Source organism: Paracoccus sp. KR1-242 (genome assembly GCF_049446195.1).
Taxonomy (GTDB): Bacteria; Pseudomonadota; Alphaproteobacteria; order Rhodobacterales; family Rhodobacteraceae; genus Paracoccus; species Paracoccus broussonetiae.
Map to the genome: position 1 here is coordinate 69653 of NZ_JBMSED010000006.1, position 12534 is coordinate 82186.

At 64.2% G+C, this 12534-nt stretch carries 14 protein-coding genes; 5 read left to right on the top strand and 9 right to left on the bottom strand.

The features are described 5' to 3' along the window. Positions 1-45 precede the first annotated feature (45 nt). Together clpX and ACO2Q4_RS10170 are read right to left on the bottom strand one after the other, a co-directional pair. The gene (gene clpX, locus ACO2Q4_RS10165; RefSeq protein ID WP_423319067.1) at positions 46-1311 is read right to left on the bottom strand and encodes an ATP-dependent Clp protease ATP-binding subunit ClpX; all 1266 of its coding nucleotides are present in this window, start codon (positions 1309-1311) and stop codon (positions 46-48) included. Positions 1312-1472: 161 nt separating this feature from the next. Next, positions 1473-2102 (bottom strand): ATP-dependent Clp protease proteolytic subunit, encoded by a 630-nt coding sequence (locus tag ACO2Q4_RS10170; protein WP_311758393.1) that lies wholly within the window; start codon positions 2100-2102, stop codon positions 1473-1475. Between the two features lie 197 nt (positions 2103-2299). On the opposite strand from ACO2Q4_RS10170, the gene pth reads away from it, so the two are divergent. Together pth and ACO2Q4_RS10180 are read left to right on the top strand one after the other, a co-directional pair. After that, positions 2300-3025, top strand: a complete 726-nt coding sequence (pth, locus tag ACO2Q4_RS10175; protein ID WP_423319068.1) for an aminoacyl-tRNA hydrolase — start codon at positions 2300-2302, stop codon at positions 3023-3025. A gap of 67 nt (positions 3026-3092) precedes the next feature. Further along, positions 3093-3461 (top strand): DUF2237 family protein, encoded by a 369-nt coding sequence (locus ACO2Q4_RS10180; protein WP_395132554.1) that lies wholly within the window; start codon positions 3093-3095, stop codon positions 3459-3461. On the opposite strand, the gene ACO2Q4_RS10185 is transcribed toward ACO2Q4_RS10180, so the two are convergent. Next, positions 3458-3829: a YigZ family protein gene (locus tag ACO2Q4_RS10185; protein ID WP_423319070.1), complete on the bottom strand. Its 372-nt coding sequence runs from the start codon at positions 3827-3829 to the stop codon at positions 3458-3460. The genes ACO2Q4_RS10180 and ACO2Q4_RS10185 overlap by 4 nt on opposite strands. Continuing rightward, positions 3826-4248: a Fur family transcriptional regulator gene (locus ACO2Q4_RS10190; RefSeq protein WP_311758389.1), complete on the bottom strand. Its 423-nt coding sequence runs from the start codon at positions 4246-4248 to the stop codon at positions 3826-3828. Before ACO2Q4_RS10190 ends, ACO2Q4_RS10185 begins: the two co-directional genes overlap by 4 nt. 237 nt (positions 4249-4485) lie before the next feature. Here ACO2Q4_RS10190 and ACO2Q4_RS10195 point away from each other — a divergent pair, with 237 nt between their 5' ends. After that, positions 4486-5217, top strand: coding sequence for a VIT1/CCC1 transporter family protein (locus ACO2Q4_RS10195; protein ID WP_311758388.1), 732 nt, complete (start codon positions 4486-4488; stop codon positions 5215-5217). Here ACO2Q4_RS10195 and ACO2Q4_RS10200 read toward each other — a convergent pair. The 5 genes from ACO2Q4_RS10200 to ACO2Q4_RS10220 form a co-directional block, all read right to left on the bottom strand. After that, the gene (locus tag ACO2Q4_RS10200) at positions 5214-5972 is read right to left on the bottom strand and encodes an ABC transporter ATP-binding protein (protein WP_423319072.1); all 759 of its coding nucleotides are present in this window, start codon (positions 5970-5972) and stop codon (positions 5214-5216) included. The genes ACO2Q4_RS10195 and ACO2Q4_RS10200 overlap by 4 nt on opposite strands. Before the next feature lie 47 nt (positions 5973-6019). Continuing rightward, positions 6020-6889 (bottom strand): ABC transporter ATP-binding protein, encoded by an 870-nt coding sequence (locus ACO2Q4_RS10205; protein ID WP_423319074.1) that lies wholly within the window; start codon positions 6887-6889, stop codon positions 6020-6022. Next, the gene (nikC, locus tag ACO2Q4_RS10210; RefSeq protein ID WP_395132545.1) at positions 6886-7794 is read right to left on the bottom strand and encodes a nickel transporter permease; all 909 of its coding nucleotides are present in this window, start codon (positions 7792-7794) and stop codon (positions 6886-6888) included. Before nikC ends, ACO2Q4_RS10205 begins: the two co-directional genes overlap by 4 nt. Next, the gene (locus tag ACO2Q4_RS10215) at positions 7791-8783 is read right to left on the bottom strand and encodes an ABC transporter permease (protein WP_390908008.1); all 993 of its coding nucleotides are present in this window, start codon (positions 8781-8783) and stop codon (positions 7791-7793) included. The genes nikC and ACO2Q4_RS10215 overlap by 4 nt, the downstream gene beginning before the upstream one ends. 108 nt (positions 8784-8891) lie before the next feature. Further along, positions 8892-10481: an ABC transporter substrate-binding protein gene (locus tag ACO2Q4_RS10220; RefSeq protein ID WP_311758384.1), complete on the bottom strand. Its 1590-nt coding sequence runs from the start codon at positions 10479-10481 to the stop codon at positions 8892-8894. Positions 10482-10668: 187 nt separating this feature from the next. Between ACO2Q4_RS10220 and ACO2Q4_RS10225 the strand changes: the two genes are divergently transcribed. Further along, on the top strand, positions 10669-11892 hold the full coding sequence (locus ACO2Q4_RS10225; RefSeq protein ID WP_423319077.1) for a glutathionylspermidine synthase family protein: 1224 nt from the start codon (positions 10669-10671) through the stop codon (positions 11890-11892). Between the two features lie 3 nt (positions 11893-11895). Next, complete coding sequence (locus ACO2Q4_RS10230; protein WP_423319079.1) at positions 11896-12501, top strand: DUF1190 domain-containing protein; 606 nt, start codon at positions 11896-11898, stop codon at positions 12499-12501. The last annotated feature ends 33 nt before the right edge of the window (positions 12502-12534 follow it).

Sequence of the window (12534 nt, forward strand, 5' to 3'; positions counted from 1 at the left end):
GCGACGTTTTCCGTCGCGGGCCGCAATTTCCGTCACGGCCAGCGATCAGCCCGCCGTCGCGGTTTCCTTTTTCGCGTCGGCATGGATCAGCAGCGGCGTGGCGCTGGGATTGTCGACCGCTTCTTCGTTCACCACCACCTCTTCGACGCTGTCGAGGCCGGGCAGTTCGAACATGGTATCCAGCAGGATATCCTCCATGATCGAGCGCAGGCCCCGGGCGCCCGTCTTGCGCTTGATGGCGCGCCGCGCGATGGCGACCAGCGCATCCTCGGTAAAGGTCAGCTTCACGTCCTCAAGATCGAAAAGACGCTGGTACTGCTTGACCAGGGCGTTCTTCGGCGCGGTCAGGATGGTGATCAGCGCGCCTTCGTCCAGGTCGCCCAGCGTTGCGATGACCGGCAGACGCCCGACGAATTCGGGGATCAGGCCGAATTTCAGCAGGTCTTCCGGTTCAAGCTGCTTGAACAACTCGCCCACGCCCTTGTCGTCATTTTCCTTGACCGCGGCGCCGAAGCCCATCGCGGTGCCCTTGTTCCGCTGCGCGATGATCCGGTCAAGCCCGGCAAACGCGCCACCGCAGATGAACAGGATATTCGTCGTGTCGACCTGCAGGAATTCCTGCTGCGGATGCTTGCGGCCACCTTGCGGGGGAACGCTGGCAACGGTGCCTTCCATGATCTTCAGCAGAGCCTGCTGCACCCCCTCGCCCGAAACGTCGCGGGTGATAGAGGGATTGTCGGACTTGCGGGTGATCTTGTCGACCTCGTCGATATAGACGATGCCGCGCTGCGCCCGCTCGACATTGTATTCCGATGCCTGCAGCAGCTTCAGGATGATGTTCTCGACATCCTCGCCGACATAGCCCGCTTCGGTCAGGGTGGTCGCATCGGCCATGGTGAAGGGCACGTCAAGGATGCGCGCCAGCGTCTGCGCCAGCAGCGTCTTGCCGCAACCCGTCGGGCCGATCAGCAGGATGTTCGACTTCGACAGCTCGATATCGGTCTTGGAGCTGTGGTTCAGTCGCTTGTAGTGGTTGTGCACCGCAACCGAAAGCACGCGCTTGGCATGTTCCTGGCCGATGACATAATCGTCGAGAACATTGCAGATCTCGCGCGGGCTGGGGACGCCGTCACCCGACTTCAGCGCCGAGGACTTGGTCTCTTCCCGGATAATGTCCATGCACAGCTCGACACATTCGTCGCAGATGAACACGGTCGGACCGGCGATCAGCTTGCGTACCTCATGCTGGCTCTTGCCGCAGAAGCTGCAATAAAGCGTGTTCTTGCTGTCGCCGCCTGTCGGATTAGCCATTAATTCGATCCTCGCATTGCCCCGGGGGCCCGGCCCACCGCCGGACGCCCGCCTGTCTTTGGCGCGAATTTTGCCGCACCACGCATCTTATGACATGTTACGGGCCGCCTTGGCCCGTCACAATCCCCAAAAAAGCCGTAACCGGATGGGTTCATGCGCCCTCAGGTCGACGGCTCGGCCTTGCCGCGGGCCACCAGAATCTCGTCGATCAGGCCCCATTCCTTGGCCTCTTCCGGCGACATGAAGCGGTCACGCTCCAGCGCCTCTTCGACTTCTTCCAGCGTCCGCCCGGTATGCGCCACATAGATCTCGTTCAGGCGGCGCTTCAGCTTTTCGGTTTCGCGCGCGTGGATCAGGATGTCGGTCGCCTGACCCTGGAACCCGCCCGAGGGCTGGTGGACCATGATGCGGCTGTTGGGAAGCGAGAAGCGATGACCGGGCTGGCCAGCGCACAGAAGCAGCGACCCCATCGAGGCCGCCTGACCCACCACCAGCGTCGAGACGCGCGGCTTGATGTATTGCATCGTGTCATAAATCGACAGGCCAGCGGTCACCACACCGCCGGGGCTGTTGATATACATGCTGATGTCCTTGTTCGGATTTTCCGCCTCAAGGAACAGCAACTGCGCCGAGATCAGGGTCGCCACACCGTCATGCACCGGGCCGGACATGAAGATGATGCGTTCCTTCAGCAGGCGCGAGAAAATGTCATAGGCCCGTTCGCCACGGCTGGTCTGTTCGACGACCATGGGAACGAGCGTGTTCATGTAGAATTCTGCCGGATCTTGCATGTCTTTCCCTGCTTTTTTCCCTGCCTGGCCTGCCCGTTTCCCGAATCGCCAAAGCGGGATGCATCCGCCTTGGCTCGTTCGTAGAGACGAAGAGTTGACAGAGTCTTAGTAACGCCCGCCCCTGAGGACAAGAGAGCGTAAGAATTTGCCCCTGCCCGCCGTGACGGATAATCTGGCCCCCAGAGACGGAGAATGTGATGAAACTGATCGTCGGCCTGGGAAATCCCGGCGCGAAATACGAAAAGAACCGCCATAATGTCGGTTTCATGGCGCTGGACCGCATCGCCTCGGACCACGGGTTCGGGCCGTGGCGCGCGCGATTCCAGGGCGAGGTCTCTGAAGGACGACTGGGTCAGGAACGGGTGATGCTGCTGAAACCCGCGACATTCATGAACCTCTCCGGCCAGTCCGTGGGCGAGGCGATGCGCTATCTGAAGATCGAGCCCGGCGATGTGATCGTGCTGCATGACGAACTGGACCTTGCCCCGGGCAAGGTGCGGCTGAAGCTGGGCGGCGGTCATGCCGGGCATAACGGCCTGCGCTCGATCCATCAGCATATAGGCGAGGCGTATCGCCGGATGCGCATCGGGATCGGCCATCCCGGACACAAGGACCGCGTCGCGGGATATGTCCTGTCCGACTTCGCCAAGGCCGAGGAAAACGGGCTGGACGATCTGATGCGCGGCATCTCGGACGGCGCCGAGGCGCTGGCGGCGGGTGACGACGCACGCGTGATGAATGCCGTTGCGGCCCGCGTGTCGCCTGCGCGAAACAGCGGCACCCGCCCTGCCGCGCCCCCCAATGCCGGGGCACCGGTGGCAAAGCCCGCCCCCGCCAAGAAGGACGCCACGCCGCCCGAGACACCCGCAAAGCCGGAAACGCTGTCGGACAGGCTGCGCGCGCTTGGCGAGCGGTTCAGATGACACGTCTGCGGACGGCAAACCTGCCGACGCCCGCAGGACGAATTGCCGGATCAATGGAGGATTGACGATGGACCCTGCCCTGAACGTCCTTGGCGGTCCACTGGAGACCTGTTCGACCGCGCCCCTGACCGGGTTCTTCCGCGACGGATGCTGCAATACCGGGCCGCAGGATTCCGGTCGACACACGGTCTGCGTCATCGTGACCGCAGAATTCCTGGCGGTTTCGAAATATCTCGGCAACGATCTCAGCACACCGCGGCCAGAATACCGCTTTCCCGGTCTGAAGCCGGGTGATCGCTGGTGCCTTTGCGCGGCGCGCTTCCTGCAGGCAACGCAGGAATTCGCCGCGCCCAAGGTCGTGCTGGAGTCCACCCACCAACGCACCCTGGATATCGTGCCGATGGAACTGCTGCAGGCGCACGCGGTCGAAACCTAAGCCCCAGCTGAAAGATCCGCCTGCGCAAGATAATGGCGGACGGCATCGACGACGTGGCGGAAACGGTCGCCGCCCAGATGCTTGCCACCATACCAACGCGTCACGACGATGACGTGATTGTCCAGGCCGGCGCGTTCCAACATCTGCTGGATGATCTGCGCCGCGCCGCTTTCGCCGTCATCGTCGCGAACCGCCTCGCCGCCCAGCATGGCGGCCCAAGTGTTGTGCGTGGCCTTGGCAAAGCGCTTGTTGCGCTTCAATTCGGCCAGCAGCGCTTGCACGTCTTCACGGCTCCGCGCCGACCCGCCCGACACGGCATAGCGCGATCCCCGGTCGGAGATGATCTTGTCGAAAACGGCCAGCGTCATGTCTTGCGCCGGACATACAGCTCCAGCCGGTGGCGGACAATCTCATAGCCCAGTTCGGCAGCGATTTCGGCCTGCAGCTTTTCGATACGTTCGCTGACGAACTCGGTGACTTCGCCGGTCTCGATATCAATGATGTGGTCGTGGTGCTTGCCGTCGGCAGGCTCGAAGCGCGCGGCCTCGCCCTCGAATTCCAGTTTCAGGATGACGCCCTGCGCCTCAAGCGCGGACAGGGTCCGATAGACGGTCGCAAGGGAAACCCCGGCCCCCGCCTCGGTCGCGCGCAGGTAAAGCTGGTTCGCGTCGGGGTGATCCTCTGCGCCGGCAAGGACGCGCAGCAGGGCGGCACGCTGGCGCGTGATCCTGACTCCCGCCCGACGCAAGGCGCGCTCGAAGGATTGGGCTCGGGCTTCGTTCTCCATGCCGCTTTCTTACTCAGGAACGTGCGAATTACAACGAGGTTGACGGTCCGGATACGGTCCCGCCCATGTGTCCACCCACGTCCTGGGCCCGCGGGGGCACTTGCGCGAACCTTTGCCACGAAGCGGCCGGGCTGCGGCATATCATCGCCCACCGGTATCGGCGCTCTGGCCAACGCGCGGTTGCGGGCGATATGCTGGGGCCATCACCTGCCTCGTTGCCCCCTGTGGAGTACCCGCATGAGCCTGACGACCAGCCCGATCGCCCCTGCACCGGCAAGCGCGCATCCCGACGACCCCCATTACGTCACCCGCATGGGCTGGCTGCGCGCCGCGATCCTGGGTGCGAATGACGGCATCATCTCGGTCGGGGCGCTGATCGTGGGCGTCGCTGCCGCAAATCCGGGGCGCGAGGCGATCCTGATCGCAGGCTCGGCGGGGCTGGTTGCGGGTGCGCTGTCGATGGCCTTGGGCGAATATGTCTCGGTCAGTTCGCAATCGGATACCGAACGCGCCGATATTGCGCGCGAAGGTGCCGCTCTGCGCGACATGCCCGAGCAAGAGCTGCACGAGTTGGCTGCAATCTATGAATCCCGCGGCATGGCGCCCGGAACCGCCCTGCAGGCCGCGCGCGAAGTTACAGAGCATGACGCGCTTGGTGCCCATCTGCGCGATGAACTGGGGCTGAGCGAGGCAACCGCGCCTAATCCCTTGCAGGCGGCCGTAGCCTCGGCTGCGACCTTCAGCATCGCGGCGGCACTGCCGCTGCTGGCGGCCGTCCTTTCGCCAGCCAGCGCCGTCATCCCCACGGTCCTTGTCGCGGTCTTGCTGGCACTGGCGCTGCTTGGCGCGCTGGGGGCCTGGGCGGGCGGTGCCCGCCCCGGTCGCGCGGTCCTGCGCGTTGTGGCGGGCGGCATCCTTGCCATGACGATAACCGCCGGCGTCGGCTGGCTTTCGGGCGTCGCGGTCTAGGGCGCCTCGCGTTCATAGCTGCTGCTCGCGGTCAGCAGCTCGCGTGCGTAATCCGTCGCAACCTGACCCGAGCGCAGCGCCCCGACCTCCAGCATCTCGACAACCTGGCCACCCCGCATCACGGCCACGCGGTCGCACATATGGGCGACGACGCCCAGGTCGTGACTGACCATGACATAGGTCAGTCCGCGGTCACGGCGCAGGTCTGACAAGAGGTTCAGGATCTCGGCCTGGACGCTGACATCCAGCGCGCTGGTCGGCTCGTCCAGCAGCAGAAGCCGCGGTTCGGCCGCAAGGGCGCGCGCGATCGCCACGCGCTGCCTTTGGCCGCCCGAAAGCTGGTGCGGATAGCGGAAGCGGAACCCCCGACCCAGCCCGACAGAATCGAGCAGGCGCGGGATGCGCGCGTCGATCTGGTCCATGCCCTGCAATTGCAGCGTTTCGGACAGGACGCGGTCAACCGAGTGGCGCGGATGCAGGCTGGCATAGGGATCCTGAAAGACCATCTGCACGGTCTTGTGGAAACGGCGCGAGCGGTGGCGGGCGTGGACCTCTTCTCCCTCAACGGCGATGCGGCCCGACCAGCTGCCGATCAAGCCCGTGATGGCGCGCAGGATCGTCGACTTGCCGGAACCGGATTCGCCGACGATCCCGAAGCTTTCCCCCTGCCCGACGCGAAGCGAGGCCGATCTGACCGCATCGACCCGTTCCGGGGGATCGCCGAACCAGACGTGCAGGTTTTCGATCTCAAGCATGTCAGCAGCCTTGCGAATGGGTATTTGAGAAACGGTGACAGCGCATGTCACAAACCTCCGGGCAAGGGTGTCGCCACCTGGTCGTCACGCCAGCTATCCTGGCGTTCAAGAACCGGAAGGCGCTGGACCGGGTGATCCAGCCGCGGCTGGCTGTTCAAAAGGCCTTGGGTATAGGGATGGCGCGCCAGATGCAGGTCGCGGGCCGCCAGCTCCTCGACCACCCGGCCAGCATACATGATGAGCACCCGGTCGCAGAACTGCGCGACCAGGTTCAGGTCATGGCTGATGAAGATCAGCCCCATGCCCCGTTGGGTCACAAGGCGATCCATGATCCGCAGCACCTCGTTCCTGACCGAAACGTCCAGCGCCGAGGTCGGCTCGTCCGCGATCAGGATCTCGGGGTCGGGGGCCAGCATCATGGCGATCATAATGCGCTGACCCATGCCGCCCGAAACCTCGTGCGGATAGGCGTCGAATACCCGTTCCGGGTCGCGGATCTGGACCGCGCGCAGCATTTCCAGCGCCTTGTCGCGGGCGGCGCGGCCGCCTTCGCCGGAATGCAGGCGATAGGCCTCCATGATCTGCTGGCCGACGGTCATCACCGGGTTCAGGCTGAACTTCGGATCCTGCATCACCATGCTGATGCGCGCGCCGCGCAGGGCGCGCATCCGGCGTTCTGGCAGGTTCAGGATCGACTCGCCATTCAGGGTCATCCGTTCGGCCGAGACCTTGCCCGGTGGGCGGACAAGGCCAAGGATGGCGCGCCCGGTCATGGACTTGCCCGACCCGGATTCACCCACGACCCCCAGCCTTTCGCGGCCAAGATCGAAGCTGACGCCCCGCACCGCATCGAAGCGGCCAGAACGGGTCGGGAAACTGACGCGCAGGTCGCGAACTGACAGCAGCGGTTCGGTCATTCTTTCGCCCCCTTGGGGTCCAGCACGTCGCGCAGGCCGTCGCCAAGCAGGTTGAAAGCCAGGCTGACGATGAAGATCGCCATGCCGGGCATTGCCGCGACCCACCAGAAATCGAGGATATAGGTTCGCCCGTCCGAGATCATCGCACCCCATTCCGGCATCGGCGGCTGCGCCCCGAGACCAAGGAAGCCCAGGCCGGCCGCCGACAGGATGATCCCCGCCATGTCCAGCGCCACCCGCACGATCAGGGACGAAACACAAAGCGGCCAGACATGGCCGATCAGCAGACGCAGCGGCCCCGCGCCCTGAAGGCGGGCGGCGGCGATGTAATCGGCATTGCGGATCGTCAGCGTCTCGGCCCGGGCAAGGCGCGCATAGGGCGGCCATGACGTAATGGCGAGCGCGAGCACGGCATTGCCGATCCCCGGTCCCAGTGCCGCGACGAAAGCCAGCGCCAGGATCAGCTTCGGGAACGCCAGGAAGATGTCGGTGATCCGCATCAAGGCCTGGTCGACCCAGCCTCCGGCAAAGCCTGCGACCGTGCCGACGAAAAGTCCGATCACCGGCGCGATCAACGCCACCGTGCCGACGATGAACAGCGTGATGCGCGACCCGTGGATCAGCCGCGACAGGATGTCCCGTCCCAGCGCATCCGTCCCCAGCCAATGCGCCGATGACGGCGGCTTCAGCCGGTCTGCCAGGTTCTGCGCGAAGGGATCCTGCGGCGACAGCCAGGGTGCGAAGATCGCCATCAGCACCAGCAGGACCAGGATCACCAGTCCCAGCATGGCCAGCTTGTTCGCCCGAAAGGTCAACCAGCCCTGATAGATTGCTCCCAGCCGCGCCTGTCGGCGGGTTTGCGGCGCGTCGGACAGAAGCCAGGCGCGTGTCGTCATCTCGGTCATTTCGCCCTCGGGTCCAGCACGCGATAGAGAATGTCGGACAGCAGGTTCAGCGCGACGAAGCAGGTGCCGATCAGCACCGTCCCGCCCAGGACCGCATTCATGTCGCCCGCAAGCAGCGCCTTGGTGATGTATTGGCCGATGCCGGGCCAGCTAAACACGATCTCGGTCAGGACCGAGCCTTCCAGCAGCGACCCGAAGCTGAGCGCGATCACCGTGACCAGCGGCACCAGAATGTTGCGGAAGGCATGACCCCAGACCACGCGCCGCTCGCTGAGGCCCTTGACCCGCGCGGTGGTGACATATTCCGAAGAAAGTTGCTCGAGCATGAAGCTGCGCGTCATGCGGCTGATATAGGCCAGGCTGAAATATCCCAGCAGGCTGGCGGGCAGGATGATGTGGCTGAAGGCATCCGTGAACGCGCCCCAATCCCCGGCCAGCAGGCTGTCGACAAGGATCATGCCGGTTGTGACGGGAACCATGCCGTCAAAGATGATCCCCTGCCGTCCCGGCCCCCCGATCCAGCCGAGGATGCCGTAGAACAGCAAAAGCCCCATCAGCCCCAGCCAGAAGATCGGCATCGAATAGCCGACAAGCGCCACGACGCGTGCCACCTGGTCCACCCAACCGCCGCGCCGCGCGGCCGCGATCACGCCCAGCGGCACCCCCACGAAGACACCGATCAGCGTGCCCAGCATCGCCAGTTCCAGCGTGGCCGGGAATACCCGGCGCAAATCGTCGATCACCGCATGCCCGGTCGAGATCGAGCGTCCGAAATCGCCCCTCAACACCTCGCCCATATAGCGCAGGAACTGTTCCCACAGCGGCAGGTCAAGCCCCATCGCCTGATAGGCGGCATCGTACTGGGCCTGGGTCGCCCGCTCTCCGACGACTTTCAGGACGGGGTCGATCGGCATGACCCGGCCGATGATGAAGGTTACCATGAGCAGGCCAAGCAGCGTCAGGCACAGCGACAGCGCCACGCCCCCCACGCTTCTGGCCCTGCGGCGCAGTCGGCTGCGCCCCTTGGGCGCGCCGCGCGGGCCCTGGGGCAGGTTGTCCTGCCCCGAAGCCCGCGCAAGGTCGGTATCGGTCAACGTTTATTCCTTCGTGACCTGGCGGTAATAGACCGAGGCGACGGCGCCGCCCGCGTTCCAGTGCTTGACGTTCTTCTGCATACCCGCCTGCTCGATACGCTGGAACAGCGGGATGATCGGCGCGATGTCGCGGTATTCCTTCTGGATGTCCTGATACATCTGGACCCGCTTCTCGGTATCGCCTTCCAGAGTGGCGGCAACCGTGGCCTTGTTCATGTCGTCCGGCACTGCCCAACTGTTGCGCCAGGCAAGCTGCGACAGCTTCGCGTCATCGGCATTGTTGGGGTTATAGGCGAAGGTCGAGGCGTTGGTGTTCGGATCTGCGTAATCCGGGCCCCACTCACCGATGAAGATCGGGACAGAACGCGCACGATAGGCGTCCAGCACCTGCGCGCCGGTCATCTGCTGGATCTCCAGCGTCAGTCCGACCTGCGCCATCGATGCCTGCAGGGTCTGGGCGATGTTCACGTATTCCTGAATGTCGCGGACCGAGGTCTTGACCGTGCCCGAGGTGATCCCGGCATCGGTCAGGATCTTCTTCGCCTTCGCGATATCATAGGTCCAGGGATTCTCGTCCGATGCGCCAAGATAGCCCTCGGGCAGGATGTTCTGGTGGATCTTGAACTGCCCCTTCAGGAAGCTGCCCTCGATCCCCGAGTAATCGACCAGGTACTTGATCGCCTCGACCACCTCTGGCTTCGACAGCAGCGGGTCTTTCTGGCTGAGGCCCATGTAGAGGATGCGGCCACGCGGTTCGGTCCCGACCGCCAGCTTGTCGTTGCCGGTGATGCCATCCACGTCGGTCGGCGTCAGGTTGCGGGCAACGTCGATGTCGCCCTGCTCCAGCAACAGACGCTGTGCACTGCTTTCCTGGACGTGACGGACGATCACGCGCTTCATGACCGGCGCGCCCTGCCAGTAGTCATCGAAGGCGGCGAACTGGACAGCCTCGTTCGGGCGCCAGGCGGCCAGGGTATAGGGACCGGAGCCGGCCTCGTTCGTGGACAGCCACGCATTGCCCAGGTCATCGCCCTCGACATGGGACATGACGGTTTCCTTGTCCACGACCGCGGCCACGTTCGAGGCCAGGCAGTTCAGGACGAAGGATTGGGCATAGGGCTGGTCAAGCTTCAGGATCAGCTTGTTGCCGTCGAAGGTGACCATCTGGTCCACGTTCTCGGGCGTGAAGCCGAACTGGTTCAGGATGAAGGCGGGCGACTTGTTCAGCTTGACCGCACGCTGCAGCGACCAGGCGGCATCCTCGGCCCGGACAGGGTTGCCCGAGTGGAACTTGACCCCGTCCCGCATTGTCAGGGTGATGGTCTTGCCACCATCGGTGACTTCCCACGACTGCGCCAGGCTGGGCTTGAACCCGGCATTCAGGTCCGTCGGGTCGAAATCGACAATGCGGTCGTACAGGTTGTTGTCGACGTCATTGCCCGAGAATTCGAAGCTTTGCGCGGGATCGAGGCTGATGATGTCGTCGATCTGCGCCGCGACGACCAGAGTGTCTGCCGGGGTTTCGGCGAAAGCCGCAGGAGCCAGCGCCACCGAGGTTGCCAGCAGGATCGCGCGAAGCGAAAACTGTTTCATGATAGGTTTTCCCTGTTGTCGCACCGCGTTCAGAAGCGGCTTGATGCCCATACCTTGGCGCGAAGATATGGTCTGGGCAAGTGCCCGCAATGCAAGCAATGGCTTGCAAGCCACCCGGACACGACGAATTGCCCAGCAGGGTTGCGCATCTGGCAGCAGTCCTCCATGTCGGAAGCAAGGAGTGACCATGGAAAAACGCAATCTGCCCGAGCGCCCCGGCTGGCGCGACGAGGCCCGCGAGCTGGGCTTCACCTTCGCCGACATGGGCGGGGAACCCTATTGGGACGAAACCAGCGCCTATCGGCTGACGCTTCGCCAGGTCGAGGAGGATCTAGAAGCCCCCTGCAACGAATTGCACCAGATGTCGCGCGAAGCCGTGGCCCGCGTCATCGCAGATGACGAATGGCTGACGCGCCTTGCCATTCCGGCCGAACACTGGGACTTCGTCGCGGAAAGCTGGCGTCAGGGCGAACCCGAACTCTATGGCCGTTTCGATCTTTGCTATGATGGCGAGGGGCCGGCGAAGCTGCTGGAATACAACGCCGACACGCCGACGTCGCTTTACGAATCGGCCTCCTTCCAATGGCTCTGGCTGGAACAGCAGCAGGCCTTGGGCGTACTTGGTCCGGACACCGACCAGTTCAACTCGATCCACGAGGCGATAGTCGCGCGCTTCGGCGAAATCATCGCTGCGGGCGAAGAGGTCCATTTCGCTGCCGATGCGCAGAACCCCGAAGATTATGCCACTGTCGAGACGCTGGCATGGGCCGCGCGCGAAGCAGGCCTTGGCGCGCATTTCACCGATCTCGCGCAGATCGGGCTGTCCGAGGAAGGGCAGTTCGCGGATGCCGAGTCGCGCGTCATAGGGACTTTGTTCAAGCTTTACCCTTGGGAAGACATGCTGCGCGACGACTTCGCGGAGCAATTGCAATCCTCGGGGACGCGCTTTCTGGAACCGCCGTGGAAGGCGATCCTTTCGAACAAGGGCCTTTTGCCCCTGCTGTGGGAAATGTTCCCCGGCCACCCGAACCTGTTGCCCGCCTTCTTCATGGACGAGGTCGCCGCGGCCTTGTCTGGCGGCACCCCCGCCGCGCGGATTGCCCGAGCCTGGGACGTCGCGCAATCGCAGCTTCGCGCGGGCCATGTCACCAAGCCGATCTTTTCGCGCGAGGGGTCGGGAGTCAGCATATTCCAGGATGGGTGCGAGACGGCCTCGACCCCGGATGACACCTACTCTCATCACCCGATGATCCTGCAGGCGCTGGCGCCACTGCCGGAATTTGACGGCTTCCACCCGGTTCTGGGCGCATGGATGGTGGGCGAGGAGTGCTGCGGGCTCGGCCTGCGCGAAGACCGGGCGCGCATCACCCACAACCTGTCCCGGTTCAAACCGCATTTCATCGAGGGCTGACAGATGATCTCACGCAAACGCTCGCGCCATGTCGCCCTGGTCCTTGCCGGAACCGCGACCCTTGCCCTGGCCGGATGCAAGGAGGACCAGGTCGATGCCCAATCCTTTCCCGACCTGGAAAGCTGCGTCGCTGCCAGCAAGGAAAACAGCATGTGGTTCACCGAGGACGACTGTCGCAAGAACTTCGCCGCCGCGCAGAAGGAATTCGCCGAGACCGCACCGCGCTATGCCTCGAAAGAGCTTTGCGAACAGGAGCATGGCGAGGGGAATTGCGGTGGCGATCCGGCTGCGCAGCAATCGGGAGGCGGATTTTCCTTCATGCCGCTTCTGGTCGGCTACATGATGGGGTCGATGCTGTCGCGGGGTGGCGGCATCTTTTCCCAGCCGATGGTGCGCACCGCGGACGGGCGCTATGCCACGCCCAAGGGCGACCAGACCTTTGCCAGCAACCGCGGCACGGGCAAGGTGCCGTCGCAGACCTTCCAGCGCGCGCCGACGACGCTAGGCAAGCCGCCGATGAGCGCGACCGAAGTGCGCCAGCGGGGTGGCTTTGGCGCGGCGCGGACCGCCCAGCCCAGCAGCGGCGGCAGCCGGACGTTCGGGGGCTGATCGTCCCTCGCGACCGGTTGCTAACGCTAACAC